The sequence below is a fragment of the Gimesia benthica genome, from assembly GCF_009720525.1.
Taxonomy (GTDB): Bacteria; Planctomycetota; Planctomycetia; order Planctomycetales; family Planctomycetaceae; genus Gimesia; species Gimesia benthica.
The window spans coordinates 3043523-3057470 of the sequence record NZ_CP043930.1; the positions used below are offsets into that span (position 1 = coordinate 3043523).

The 13948-nt window shown below is 52.7% G+C and carries 8 protein-coding genes; 2 read left to right on the plus strand and 6 right to left on the minus strand.

Annotated elements, in window-relative coordinates:
• Positions 1 to 322 precede the first annotated feature (322 nt).
• Positions 323 to 3136 carry a beta strand repeat-containing protein gene (locus F1728_RS11500; protein ID WP_194242780.1) on the plus strand — a complete coding sequence of 938 codons (2814 nt, stop codon included), beginning with the start codon at positions 323 to 325 and terminating at the stop codon, positions 3134 to 3136.
• Between the two features lie 46 nt (positions 3137 to 3182).
• Here the strand turns inward: F1728_RS11500 and F1728_RS11505 are convergent, their stop codons facing one another.
• The 4 genes from F1728_RS11505 to F1728_RS11520 form a co-directional block, all read right to left on the minus strand.
• The gene (locus F1728_RS11505) at positions 3183 to 4538 is read right to left on the minus strand and encodes a carbon-nitrogen hydrolase family protein (protein WP_155364227.1); all 1356 of its coding nucleotides are present in this window, start codon (positions 4536 to 4538) and stop codon (positions 3183 to 3185) included.
• A 183-nt stretch (positions 4539 to 4721) separates the two neighbouring features.
• Positions 4722 to 6134 (minus strand): type I glutamate--ammonia ligase, encoded by a 1413-nt coding sequence (gene glnA / locus F1728_RS11510; protein ID WP_145036358.1) that lies wholly within the window; start codon positions 6132 to 6134, stop codon positions 4722 to 4724.
• Positions 6135 to 6321: 187 nt separating this feature from the next.
• Positions 6322 to 9552 (minus strand): efflux RND transporter permease subunit, encoded by a 3231-nt coding sequence (locus F1728_RS11515; protein WP_155364228.1) that lies wholly within the window; start codon positions 9550 to 9552, stop codon positions 6322 to 6324.
• Positions 9549 to 11084: an efflux RND transporter periplasmic adaptor subunit gene (locus tag F1728_RS11520; RefSeq protein ID WP_194242781.1), complete on the minus strand. Its 1536-nt coding sequence runs from the start codon at positions 11082 to 11084 to the stop codon at positions 9549 to 9551. Before F1728_RS11520 ends, F1728_RS11515 begins: the two co-directional genes overlap by 4 nt.
• A 201-nt stretch (positions 11085 to 11285) precedes the next feature.
• Here F1728_RS11520 and F1728_RS11525 point away from each other — a divergent pair, with 201 nt between their 5' ends.
• Positions 11286 to 11912, plus strand: coding sequence for a TetR/AcrR family transcriptional regulator (locus F1728_RS11525; RefSeq protein ID WP_155364230.1), 627 nt, complete (start codon positions 11286 to 11288; stop codon positions 11910 to 11912).
• On the opposite strand, the gene F1728_RS11530 is transcribed toward F1728_RS11525, so the two are convergent.
• Both F1728_RS11530 and F1728_RS11535 read right to left on the minus strand, forming a co-directional pair.
• Positions 11858 to 13051 carry an STM4014 family protein gene (locus tag F1728_RS11530; RefSeq protein WP_155364231.1) on the minus strand — a complete coding sequence of 398 codons (1194 nt, stop codon included), beginning with the start codon at positions 13049 to 13051 and terminating at the stop codon, positions 11858 to 11860. The genes F1728_RS11525 and F1728_RS11530 overlap by 55 nt on opposite strands.
• A 19-nt stretch (positions 13052 to 13070) precedes the next feature.
• Positions 13071 to 13922: an STM4015 family protein gene (locus F1728_RS11535; RefSeq protein WP_155364232.1), complete on the minus strand. Its 852-nt coding sequence runs from the start codon at positions 13920 to 13922 to the stop codon at positions 13071 to 13073.
• Positions 13923 to 13948 lie beyond the last annotated feature (26 nt).

Sequence of the window (13948 nt, forward strand, 5' to 3'; positions counted from 1 at the left end):
GTATCAATCTGGAGACGGGGAGCGCATCTGACCCCGCAACAAGGTCGGACCTGCGCGCTGCTGGGGCTCGGATCCTACCAGAACACAACCGACTGGCTCCTGCCTTAATCCAGACACTCCCCGAATACTGCACAGTCTCCCACTGATTTCACAGCCGCCATACTAACGCGCCAACCGTCATCTTTTACCAGCTTTGACTGAGCCGATCTGTACAACACACAGTGTGCACTTCTGATAGCCTGCAGGGTTTTACCGTTCAGATCGAAAGTAGTGACAGACGAATATTCCAGATAACCACTGTACTCTCTCTGGAATGGAATCCATGAAACGACTGTACTTCGCCCTGCTGTTGGTCCTGTGTGGCACCGCCTGCCCCCTCTCTGCAGATACCTTCGATCCTGAACCGGTAGACCCCGGCTTCGAAGGAGGCCAGGTCAGTGGCGATGTCAGCGAACTGTTCGGCGACTCTGCCTGGTTCGGCCGCTATCGCCCGCATGTCGGCTACCGCTACCAGGCTGGAGACACCATCGGACGGATCGGCGGGCTTTCCTCCTTTGATGCATTCTTCCCCGTGCTGGAAGGCGATGACAGTGACTGGCTGATGTTCATCGACGCCCGCCTGCTCCTGGGTGACGACAACCACAACCTCGGCTCCAACGTGGGTCTCGGTGCCCGTCAGTATCTGCCCGAATATCAGCGGACCATCGGGGGCTATATCTACCATGACACCCGCGATGCCGGCTACGCCAACTTCGATCAGATTTCCGGCGGTATTGAAACTTTGGGTGATATCTGGGACGCCCGCCTCAACTGGTACGTCCCCACCGGCACCACCCGCAAGCAATACGCCACCACACACGTCAACAATGGTGGCGGCTACCAGTTCATCGGCCACTACCTGTATGGCGGCACATTCACCCGTTACTACCAGGCCGCGATGAAAGGCCTCGACATGGAAGCGGGTGCCAAATTCTACACCAATGACTACATGGACCTCCGCGCCTACGCGGGCTGGTACCACTTCCAGGCTTCCGGCAGCCCACAGGCCTGGGGCTGGAAATCACGTGTCGAAAGCCGCATCTCGGACATGGTCGCGTTGAATCTCAGCGTGCAGAATGACCGCGTCTTCGATACCACGGTCAACTTTTCCGTCGGCATTCAATGGCCCAGCATCACCGGACTCCGTAACGGCCCCCGCTCAGATCTCAAAGCCTGGGATCGTCTCGGGGAAAGCCCCGAACGACTTCGCGCCATCGTTGTCGACAACCAGGAAGTCCAGGATCCTAACGGCGGCCTGATTATCAATCCATCGACAGGGAATCCGTACTACTTCATGCACGTCGCCACCGGTGGTAACAGCGATGGTTCCTACGAAGATCCCTACGCCACCCTCGCCGCTGCCTTCGCTGACCCACGCACACAGCAGGGCGACCTGATCGTCTACGATCACCGCGACGGTTCGGAAACCGGTAACTTCGTCCTGGCTGATAATACACAGGTCCTCTCCGAGGGACCCGCACAGTTCATCAACTCCCAGTTCGGATCGATCCAGCTCCCCGACTCCGGCACCGGCATCAACCCGGACATCACCGGCAGCTTCACGATGAGTAATAACAGCGTCCTCTCCGGCTTCGATATTACGACCGCCTCCGGAGATTCAATCATTGCTAACGGCGTCGGAAATATTCGGATTGCCAACAGCACGATTACAAATACATCGACAGGCAATGGCATTAATCTGGAGCAAGTGACTGGTACCATCACTGTTGAAAATACCCCGATCATGAAAACCAATGGACGGGCACTGCGAATTCTCGGTGGTGACGCAGATATTACTTTCACCAACAGTACCATTACAGCCAACAATGGTTCGGTCTCTGTCGATATCCAGCAAAACGCAGGCTCGGTTCAGCTTGGCCAGTTGAATATCACAGATTCCAACTTTGATGTTTTCGTTTCCAGCGGCACAGCGGACGTCACAATCGAAGAATTGAACAGTACAAACTCTGTGAACGGAGCTCTGGATATAAGTAACCATAACGGCTCCGTCACATTGAATGGTGGTACGTTTAACGGCGGCAGCACGGGAGTCGACATCTTCGCCTCACAGAATGTGACGATCCAAAATGTGACCATGAATGCCCCGACCGGTAACGGAATCCGAGCCAATGGAATTACGAATTTCAATTTCTCAAACAATACGATCAATAACGCCAGTCAAGATGCGATTTCAGTCAGCGATGCCTCCGGGACAGGCACCATCAGCAACAACAAAATTCACAGTATTGTCACCGCTTTTGACAATGCGATTGAAGTCACCACAAATGGGGACATCACCCTCAACATCGATGACAACATCATCGACAGTCTGCTCACCATCGGCAATAACGGTATCGATGTCACCGCGAATTCAGGAATCGCCAACATCAACATCCGTAATAACCAGATCACCAGTATCGCCAATGGATTCGGAGACGCGATTTCGTTCACGGGTAACTCTACCAGCGTCATGAATACCTTCATCGCTTACAACAAAATTAACAACACCCTGGGTGGTTTCGGCGATGCCATCGACGTCCGTATCAATAATGGTTCGGCCAGCACCATCATCACGGAAAACATCATCGACTCCGACGACCTGATCAATATCTTCGGCAGTGGCGTCTATCTCAATCTGGACACCACAGGCAGTACAACCTCCTATATCACGAAGAACACGATCTCTGACGATACCAACGCAGCCCTGTTCAACGACGGTATTGCCCTGGAAATTGACCGCGGTACCAACCACGAAGTCTTTATCAACGAAAACCACATCGCCCAGTCCGGGGGAATCTTCGATGACGGGATTGAAATCCTGATGGCGAACGGAATCGGTGCCTCCGCCAATGTCCAGATCCACGAGAATACGCTCAACGGCAGTACCGGGATTGGTGGACGTGGTCTCGATGTCGCTGTCTTCTCACCAGATCAGATCTTCCTGGATGTCATGGATAACACGACCGACACCGCACTCGACTTCTTCGCTGGTGTAGGTGGAACCATCAACATCACCGATCTGCCGAATCTGTCTGCCAACAACAACGGCGCTACAGTCAACCTGCTCGGACCGGGAACCATCCAGAACGCCCCTTAATAGACAGAATCAAGCCCACACCAGCTGATTGATTTAAATTATCCACTCAGGGTTTCGAGTCGACGATCGGGCGATGCCGTTCGATCTGGGATTTGAAATCACCCAGGCTCTGCCAGTACAGCGGATGATTCAGGTCCACTTCCGTGACCGCAACAGTCCCCCATTCTTTGGCCTGTGCCAGTGGCTTGCCGTCGTGTCCATAGATGGCTGAGATCATCCAGTTGGAAGAAGTATCGGTGTAAGTACTGCTGATGACATAGACATGATTTTCACAGGCGCGGGCAGCACCGAGAAGAGGATTGCAGCCCCAGACGGGCCAGGCGATGACTTCGGCTCCATTCTTACTCAACTCGCGGGCCACTTCCGGAAAGAAACCATCGTAGCAGACCATCATACCGACTTTACCAAAGCGGGTTTCAAAAACGGGATACTCGCTTCCCGGTGTCACTCCCCCTTCAATCTCGCCGCGAGGCAGCGTGACTTTGCGATATTTACCGACGACTTCTCCATCGGGGCCGATCAGAACGGCAACGTTGTAAACCAGGTGCGCCGCCCGTTCATACAGGCCAACAACAATATACAGATCATGTTTTTTGGCAAGTTCACCAAAGTACTTCGTGGAAGGTCCGGGAATCGGTTCTGCGGTTTCTGCGTATGACAAACCGGTGCCATACACGGTAATCGACTCCGGCAGTACCACCAGATCGGCTTTCTGTTCCGCAGCCTGCTCTATCAACGCTGCGAACTGGGCCGGTTTATCACTCGGTTTTTTTCCGGCCTGTGGTCGATGATGAATAGTCGCCAGGCGTACGATGCGGGGCTTTAAATCTTCCGTCTGATTGAAACCAATCTTGCTCCAGAGAATTCTGGAATAAGGAGCCCCCCAGCGAAAATGTAATTCGACCTGCGCCTGCGACGCTTTTTCCGGTGCTCGGTAAACGCCCGCGACTTTCGTCCAGCCGGAAATCGTTTCCTGATCGCCCGGGAACTCGGGTTCGGCCCGGGGATGTTCGCCCGGCCGATAGGAGGCAAACGAGGGCTTATCACGTGTGATCCGTTTCCCGTTCTGATCCAGCCAGATTAACCGGGCGATTCCAGCCCGCCGAACCAGATTGATGCCTTCGGTTTTGCGAAGTGCTGTGAATTCGTAAGTCTTCCCTCCTTTGACGGGAAAGGATTTCTGCAGATGCCCCATCAGGCCTTCGCGGCCATCCGCCTGGATCAGAAAGGCTCCTTGCCGACCGGGCCCTGCGTCTGCCTTCCAGGAAATCTCAGGTCGCAGTTCTTCCCGCGGCGTCATCGCCTGCCAGCCATCGTGCAATCCCGGTTCTCCAGCATGTCCTGCTGCCTGACAGATTACCAGAAGAGAAAGGAAACACGATAAGCCAGATACACGTTTCATGAGGACTTCTCCGGAAACTGAAATACTTTCTGATGCGATTGACTGGAAACAGGATAGAGTCCTGCCCCAATTATGGTAACACATCAGCCAGAGTAAGACAGTAAAAAACATCGTATACGCACGATGAACGGTCCCACGGAATCGCGAGCGAAAAGAATCTTGTCTTCTGAAACGCAAGTCAGACTAAATGTCGTAATACATCGCGAATTCAAAGGGATGAGGGCGCTCACGCAGAGCGGCCACTTCGTGGCTGGTCTTATACCAGATCCAGGTATCGATCACGTCTTCAGTGAAGACATCACCCACCAGCAGGAACTTGTGGTCGTCGCGTAAAGCCTGCAACGACTCTTCCAGCGAAACCGGAACTCCCGGCAGTTCGGCCAGTTCATCGGGTTTCAGATCGTAGATGTCTTTTTCCAGCGGATGCCCTGGATCGATCTTGTTCTGAATCCCGTCCAGCATCGCCATCAGTACTGCCGACATCGCCAGGTACGGATTCGAAGACGAATCGGGGCAGCGGAATTCAAACCGCTTGTTTTCCGGATGCGGACTGTGTACCGGAATCCGGATTGCCGCCGATCGATTGCGGTAACTGTAAGTCAGATTAATCGGTGCTTCAAAACCGGAGATCAGACGTTTGTAACTGTTCGTCGTGGGACAGCAGAACGCAAACAACGCAGGAGCATGTTTGAGAATTCCGCCCATCGCATACATTCCCAGTTCACTGAGCCCCCCGTAACGGGACCCCGCAAACAAAGGCTTGCCATCTTTCCAGAGTGACATATGCAGATGCAGACCCGAGCCGTTATCGTTCCACAACGGTTTCGGCATGAATGTGGCTGATTTGCCATACTTGGCCGCCACGTTCTTCACAATATATTTGTATCGCAGCAGGTTGTCCGCCGTCTTCAGCAGCGGTGCGTATTTCATGTCAATTTCGCACTGACCGCCGGTCGCCACTTCGTGGTGCTGGGCCTCCACATCGACGCCGCAATCCATCAGCGCCAGCATCATTTCGGTACGGGCTTCCTGCAATGTGTCAGCCGGGGGTACCGGGAAGTAACCCTCTTTGTGTCGAATTTTGTACCCGGCGTTGGGACCACTGCCCGCCTTACCCCGGTTCCACTGCCCTTCGATACTGTCCACATGGTAATAGCATTCATGCTCATTCTGGTCAAAACGGACATCGTCGAAGATGAAGAACTCCGCTTCGGGGCCAAAATTGGCTACATCCGCGATTTTTGTGGACCGCATGTAGCTTTCTGCTTTTCGGGCAACATTGCGCGGATCTTTGGCATAATCCTCGCGGGTGATCGGGTCCTGGATGTTACAGGTCATCACCAGCGTATTGGGCATGAAGGGATCGACAAAGGCGGTATCCGGCTGCGGAACGACCAGCATGTCGCTTTCGTTAATCGCTTTCCAGCCCCGCATCGAAGAGCCATCAAAGCCGAAACCGTCTTCGAAGCTCTTTTCTACTAAGATCTTAGCAGGAATCGTAAAATGTTTTTGTGTCCCGGGAAAATCCATAAACCGCAGGTCAATGGCCTGAATTTCCCGTTCACGACAGAGGGCGAGCACTTCCCGAGGAGTCATCGTTGTATCCTGATTCAAGTAAGTCATTCATCGAAGATTCTATGTGATTACTGAATAACTTAATAATGCAAAACATATACCATTCCCGAAATTTGCACAATAATCAGGCACATGGGAAATCATGTACACTCACCCGCATCCCTCGGGGCGAGGTTTAACCCTTACGACCCGCATAGTCCGCTACTGCTCACAAGGTCACAGTTTCAGGATCAAACCTGTGAGAAGCAAGCCTGGTTTTATCAGGAGTGGCAATAGACAATTTTGCAACCCCCAAATAAAAGGAATACAGAACTGGCACGAGGAATAAAACCAGGATGGTGGCAAACATCTCCCCAAATGCGACACTGGTGGCCATCGGAATCAGCATTTGCGCCTGAAAGGATTTCTCCAGCAGGATTGGGGTCAGGCCGCCGACTGTGGTTAAAGTTGTCAGCAGGACTGGACGAAAGCGGCGTTGGCCGGCCTGCAGCAGGGCCTCGCTGTCACTCATGCCACCTGCCCGCAGATGATTGATAAAATCAACCAGAACAATGGAATCATTAATCACGATTCCGGACAGGGCAACCAGTCCAAAAATACTGAAAATGGTCAATGGCAAATCAAGCAATGTATGCCCCGCTATCGCCCCCACCAGGCCGAAAGGGATTATGATCAGAATGATAAGCGGTTGGACATATGATTTGAATTCGAATGCCAGTAAAACAAACATGGCCAGCAAGGCGACTCCAAATCCCACAAACATACTCTGAAACGACTGGGCTTCCTGCTCCTGCTGCCCTCCCCAGCGAACACGCACTCCCGGATAGTCTGCCAGTACCTGAGGAAGAAAGTTTTCTTTCAAATCAGCAACAATTTCATGTGCATTCCCGGATGACTCTTCCACATCAGCAGTCAGTGTAATACAACGTTGCTGATCAATCCTGTTAATCTTCGAATAGCCACGCACCACCTCGACCTGGGCCAGTTCGTTCAACGGTCTTTCGCTACCATCGCTGGTGCGAATCCGTAAATCACCAAAATCGGCAATCGACTGGCGATCCTCGCGCGGATAACGAACCATTAACCTTACTTCATGACGCCCCCGTTGTAACCGCATCACTTCCTGGCCGTAGTAAGTTGCACGTACGGTTTCTGCAAGGTCGGCAGCGCGGACTCCGATAGCCAGCGCACTCTCTTTCACACGAATGCGGAATTCCCACTTCCCTGGGGATGAATCATCAGAGATGTCAAACACCCCCGGATATTCCGCCAGTTTCGCTTTGCACCGATCAATGGCTTCTGCCAGATGAGGAATACCGTCCCGATTGGCAGTGAGTTTGAATTCGATCGGTGAACCACCCGGACCGGAAAAACTGGCTCCAAAAGTGAGTGATTCGGCTCCCGAAATATCGCCCACTTCTGCACGCCATGCCGCTGAGATTTCATCACTCCGATACGATCGTAAAGATGGATCGACCAGTTCCACTTCCACACCACCAAGATGACTGCTGTCGGTATTCGAAGCTGTAGATCGCCCCGGGCCTGCGTCCCCTGTCTGGGTTCCCACTGTGATATATGCCATCCGCGCGATTTCGCCTTGTTCGGACTTGAGTCGCTCCGCCACACGCCAGAATGCAGCCTCGACTTTTCGTACTGCAGCAACCGTCACATCTTCAGGTGTGCCATCGGGAAATGTCACAGACGCCTGAATCGAGGTGCTGTCGAGCTTGGGAAAGAAAACAAAAGGCGTACGCCCGGACGAAACCAGCCCAATCGAAATGATCCAGGCCGATATACATCCAGCAAGAAAATTCATTCGATTATGCATCACCCACCACAAGGCTGGTCGGTAGATCTTCTCAATTACAAAGTTCAGGATGGTAGACGCGAGCTGGTTGAGCCAGTTCAACGGAACCAGAATCCATGAGACAACATAAAACACGTGGTGAAACATACGAAATACGATACTGTCACTGTGTGCGAGATGGCACGGGAGAATCGTCATACATTCAATCAGCGACACAATCAGCATTGCAATAATCACTGTTGGTAACACGCAGACGATTTTACCCAGGGTCCCGGAAACAAACAGCAATGGCATGAAGGCAATCACGGTCGTCGAAACCGAAGCCATGACGGAGGGAACAACTTCAACCGAGCCGTCTATCGCCGCCTGAAGAACGGACTTTCCCATCTGGCGGTGTGCGTAAATATTTTCCCCCACGACAATGGCATCGTCTACCACAATTCCCAGGGCCATCACGAAAGCAAACATCGAGATCATATTCAAAGTTTGCCCGGTCAGCAGCAGGTATGCTGCTGTTGCCAAAAGTGAAAAAGGTATCCCCATCGCTATCCAGAACGCCAGCCTCAATTCAAGAAAAGCCGCCAAGACCAGAAACACCACGATCAAACCCTGCCAGCTGTTCCTGGTCAGTAAATCAATGCGACCACGTACTTCGATCGAACGGTCGCCCCACGTTTTGAGCTGGTAACCGGGAGGCAACTGATGGTTGTTGACATAGTCATACACCGTATCGACCATCGCCAGCAGGTCTTCATTGGGGTTACGCATGACAGACAGGACCAGCACAGGACATCCATCGATTTCGCTGATCGACGTGGTGTCCGCAAACCCATCTCTGACCGTACAGATATCACCAACTTTCAGTACCGCTCCACCGGGCTGTGTAATCAGCGGAAGTGACTCGATTTCACTGCCCGTCAAACGTCGGTTATGTCCCCGTAACAGAACTTCCTGGGACTCCGAGTGAATCGTCCCCCCGGGAGTATCGTTGTTTTCGCGCCGGACAGCTTCAGCAATCTGTTGTATCGTCAGTCCATGGGACTGAAGAGTGTCCTCGGAAACTTCGATATCAATCTGATACTCTTTGTCTCCAGAGAACTCCACTTCTGATATCCCCGGTAACTGCAGTAGATCTTCGCGAGCATATTCAGCCACTTTCCTCAACATCAGTTGTGCCTGCTCGCTGTTGTCTTTCGGGCCCACCACTCCCACACGGATGACCTGTTCGGTTTGTTCGGTCAGTTTGACTTCCGGGTCTTCTGACAGTGCCGGAAAAGTGGTAATGTGGTCCACAGCGGAACGAACATTGTTGAGGACCCTGTCCCGATTCGAAACATCGGAACGCAGTTCAAGCGAGACAGTCCCCTGTCCCTCAGCTGCTGTTGAAGTCACCTTGTTAATACCGTCAACCGACCGAACTGCCTCTTCAATTTTCTGGCAGATCCCTTCCTCCACCTCTTCTGGTGACGCACCGGGATACGAAACAGAAACGGAAATGATATCGAGCTCAAATTCGGGGAAAGTCTCTCGATTCAACGACTGCAGACAGACCGTCCCCGTAAGAATCACCGCGATCATGATGATATTCATTGCAGGAGAATTCGAGATCGCCCAGCGTATAAAGGACTTCATGGGTTTACCCCGTATTGAACAAGGATGCCGTTCACAGGAGCGGTGAGTGGAGATACAACCACACGGTCCCCCGCATTTAACGACTCACCCGCATAGACCAGCACAGTCTTCCCCACGGTATGAGCAATACGCACAGGAATTCGCTGCAGCGAACCTGTAATCATTTTTGAATCCTTTACCGCACTGGCATCCCGTACAGTTTTGGTGGGAGACACAACCCATACATCATCTCCCGGATTGAGTGCAGCCTCAGGTATCTGCAGTAATTCAGTTTGCGGTCTGGAATGAACCAGAAGCTTGACAAACATCCCAGTCATTAACGAAACCTGATGGGTTTCCTGTTGATCGGCCGAATTGCTCCTGGACTGACTCGCCTGCCCTTTGGATTGACGAACATAAACGCGGCAGGACACCAGACGTGTCTGGCGATCGACTTCCGCGCCGTCGAATGAGACCAGTGTACCTGACCAGGAATATTCAGTTCCGTCTACTGTAAACTGAACTGTTACGGGAGTTGGTGGAATACGATACATATTCGCTGCCGTGGTCGTGACACCGTCTCTCGCAGCAGTAGAGTGCGATTCTTTACTGTTTAATAGCCATTTCATCTGCCGCATGTTCAAACTGCAACGGATTTCCATAGTCGAAACATCCTGAACCGTGGCGACTGTCGCACCACGCTGAAGAAAAACTCCTTCCTCAGCTGGCTCTTGCGTGATCACTCCCGAAATCGGGGAACGCACCGTACAACGCTCTTCATCAAAACGAGCTCGCTCCAACTGCACTGCGGCCAAATCCCGTGAACTCTTAAGCCGTTTTCGGGTTGCCTTCTCCACTTCTAGCTGATCAAGCTCCAACTGCAGCGAGTTTCGGGATTCCAGTTCTTCCAATCGAGAAGCGTCCACATCTGTATCAGTAACTACATTCCGCGAATTCAATTGCTTCATTCTGGCCAGATCGCGACTCTTAATTTTCTGTGTTTCCTGTGCAATCGCCACCTTCCGCTCGCGTGACGCGATATTCAGCTCCAGCTCGTTCAGACTTGCTTCCGCCTGTTCCAGTTGCTCTTCCAGCTGACGAACTTCAAGCTGATACTCGCGTGAAGCAATCTGGACGAGTACGTCTCCCTTTTCGATGAAATGACCGATGCGGCATTTTTCCGATCGTTCCGCAACCACTCCGGCTACTTCCACCGGAACTTCAATTCGCTTATAGGGAATCACGACGCCATCCACGTCAAAGTCGATTCCACTGTGACTTGCCTGGACAGCGACGGTTTCGACAAAGGGTTGTCTGGAATCGGCTTTCTCACGAACGGGCGCAGGTCGGCTGGTATTTAAAGAAATAAATACCACAATACTCCCACAGATCAGCAGAAGTGAAATCAGGGAGCGAGTGAATACTGAGATCAGTTTCCTGATAGAAAATATTGGATTACCATGACCTGGCTGAGAAGTATGTTCTCCCTTGGTATTGCCAGTCTCCTGCTGGCTGTCTTCATCAACCTTGACTGGAAGCGAATTGCTCTGCACGTGGATCTCCCGTATAGTCAGTCAGATGGTCTGAGTGGTTGCCTCACTCCTGGCCAGGGAATGAATTAGTAGTGCATATCACCGTATTTAATACACGTGTATTAAATACTACGCTGGACCCATTTTTAATACAAGTGTATTATTATTAATCTCAGTTAAATCACATGGATCGATTCCCCCTATTGGACTAAGGTAGCCCCAGTGGAGAACCAGGATACCCCACAACGACTTCTCAAAGCGGCAATTGTAGAATTTGCCGCAAAGGGCTTGGATAATGCGAACTTACGCGATATCTGCGCCCGCGCGGAAGTCAACCTGAATGCCGTCCGCTATCACTTTGGAAGCAAAGAGGGGCTATACATCGCGGCAGTGGAACAGGCCAACCGGACAGTCATCGGAGAAATGCAGGAACCAACTGTCGACGACACAGTTCCACCTGAAGATCGCCTGCGCAAGTTCATCGGGGAGATGCTGGAAGTCTCAATGAGCGACCGTAGTCGGTCGACTCCAGAAGAAATGCTGATGTTTCGCGAGATTCTGGAGCCAACTGAAGCCACCGCCCAGATCGCACGATCTCATGCCAAACCCATGTTCGATCAACTCAATGCTTTAATCGCAGAATTGTTGCCTGATGGGGCTCCCAAGATTGATCAGCATCTCCTGGCAATCAGTGTGATTGGACAATGCATGCACTACCAGTTCGGGAAACAGATGGATCGACTGGTGATTTCTCCCAGCGAATACCGCAAATTCACGATCCCCCGTGTTACGGATCATATTTTACGTGTCACCCTGGCAGCAATACGTGAGTATTCAACTGAGATATAGTCCGTCACCAGAGAACTGATCTCACTCTGATACGTCTCCTCTCCTTCCCACAGGATCCCGGGCAGCAGATCCCCGAACGCATTCAGCTCCAGGATCAGGGCCTCGCGAAATCCGGGGGTCAGCAGCAGATCAACGCCCACCTGGAAACTCTCCGGATAAACACCCGCCGCCTGCTCACAGACTTCCATCAACGCACACCATCGGTCAGCACCGAGAAGCTCCTGCAGCCGCTCACCATCGCCTCTCCGGTTCCCCAGGTGCAGATTCGTCAGCGGGCTCCGACTCTCCCGCACTACAAAGTGCCGGGCCTGACCAGCGATCACCACCACTCGCAAATCAAACGTCCTGCCATGACTGAGCGCCGCTTTGGGCATCCACCGCTCCACATGCACTCCTTCCCGGCACAGTTCGTCGATCAACGTGCGGATTTCTCTCAGATCGGTGTACCGTCGGACCTTCAGGGAATTATAGAGTCGCGTCTGCCCGTCCTGATTCACCAGCTCCGTAGAGGTGATCGCTTCGATCCGGCGGGAATTTTGATGCAGCGCCACCACACCCGATGCGGAAGAGGCATGTGCCAGCTTGAGAAAAACACGTCGCTCATTCCGCTGTTGCATGAAAGCAAGCAATTCCTCAAACGTATGAATTTCCGGAAACGACTCGGGAACCGCACACCCTGCCTCCCTGCACCGGGCATGACAGGCCCGTTTATCAAACAGCTCCCGAATATCAGCCGGCGGATTCAACAGTCTGATGGATGCGATCCCCGACAGACACTTACCGATTTGAATCAGCAGGCTGCAATAGCCCATGTACCACTGTCGCGGATGCAGAATCAAACCATGGTCATACTCCAGCCTCTCGATCTGACGCGGAGACAGAAAGGGGTTTCCTTCCACTTCGGCCGCAGCCACGCCTCGGGCCAGCAGTCCTTTCTCGACGGTGAAGTTTTCTCCGGGAGACTCGATCCGCACAATGTCGCCCGGTCGAATGATATCCCGGAGACAATCCACGTCTTGCAGCAGTCGTTCATACGAAACGACACGGGCCGCGGGTTGCCCCAGTGATTCCAGGGCCTGTTGAAACAGGTGGACTCTTCGATTCTCCGGGTTACCAATAATGACGAACTGAGAAGACATCGAACCGGTTCACAATCCCTTATTCAGAGACCGCACAGTAACGATTCACTTCGCCATTGTACTCATCAGGTTCCTGCTGATCGCTGACATCGACGTCGATCTCCAGGTCGCTCAACTTTTTGCACATCTCATCGCTCAGATAATGAAAATGCAGATCCAGCTTTTTCAACTGGTTCAAACGATTGCAGTCCAGCAGGGCCTGGGCTCCCTCATCGCTCAGGGTCCCCAGTGACACATCGACTACCTCGACCTGGTTTAGAATCGGTGCCGCTGCGATCGCCTTGGCAATCTCATCCGAGAACATGCTGTTCCGCAGTCCCAGATACTTCAGTTTGGGAAACAGGGCGCCGGTCAACAACGGCTCCACGTCGGCAATGGTGGCGTCTCCACCATACTCGTCCGTCCCCAGCCACAGCTCCAGGTGTTCCAGTTCCGGGAGAACGGCAGCGGTCACTTCCTGAACGACATCTGCTCCCAGCCCCCCCGCTTCGATAACCAGTGTTTTCAAATGCTCGTGATTCACACGGCCCAGACTGAGGTCGTTCGCTCCCCGGATGCGCAGCTCCTCCAGCTGAGGAAACGATCTGAGCAGCGGTGACAGATCGGCCTGGCCGATCCAGGAGATTTCGCTTTCTTCAAATGTGATGTCACCAAAAAACAGGTGCCGCAATCCGGTCAGCAGATCACTGGAATCCAGCAGCTGATCGACGACGGTCTCTGCCCCGGATCCTTCATAAGCTCCATCCCAGCAGCCAATCACCAGTGCAGTCACATTGCCGATCTGAGGATGACTCAGATACTTCTCCAGCAGATCGGAAAATTTCATCCCCTCCTGTTCTCGCTCGTATCCCAGCGTGAGTCGATAGGCCACGCCCGATGCATCCTGAATACCCGTTT